Consider the following 571-nt stretch of genomic DNA (forward strand, 5'->3'; position numbering starts at 1 on the left):
ACTTCGGAGCCGGCGTCCAGAACCTTTATTGTCAGGAGGCCGATGGTCACGCCAGTGATTACTCAGCCGCCGGACGGCTCGGAAGTCGGCCGTGTCGTAACGGTCGAGGGCACGATGGGAATGGTGGGTGCTACCTTGCAACTGCGTGACAAACGGTTTGGCCGTCCGTTGGGAGAGCCGAAAGTATTGAGCCAGGACGGCGACTGGTCGATTGACCTGAGCCTTCTGGAATTCAGGCTCTACACCTTCGACGCACAGCAGACACTGGACGGTCGACCGTCGCTGTACAGTGACGAGCATGAATTGACGGTGGTGTTGCTGCCGCCAGAATTTCTCCAGCCGATACCAAACGGCAAGTTGCCACGAACTGCATTGCTCGAGGGTACCGGCATGAGGGGCGGGGTTGTCGAAGTCTGTCTGCTAGGGCTCACCGAACCTCTGCTCAGTAATGTCGATGTCGACTGGCACGGCATTTGGCAAGCCGAAGTGACGTTGCCGGTGGGCAGCAAAACAATCTGGGCTCGGCAAAGGTACATGGATGAAAGCGGCACACTGCAGGAGTCGAAAGACA

General features: G+C 58.0%; 1 pseudogene. It reads left to right on the top strand.

Annotated elements, in window-relative coordinates:
• Positions 1–42 precede the first annotated feature (42 nt).
• Positions 43–571: pseudogene (locus OK411_RS27005) on the top strand (hypothetical protein); the annotation flags it as partial.

It is taken from the genome of Pseudomonas sp. RG1, assembly GCF_025910115.1.
Lineage (GTDB): Bacteria > Pseudomonadota > Gammaproteobacteria > Pseudomonadales > Pseudomonadaceae > Aquipseudomonas > Aquipseudomonas atacamensis.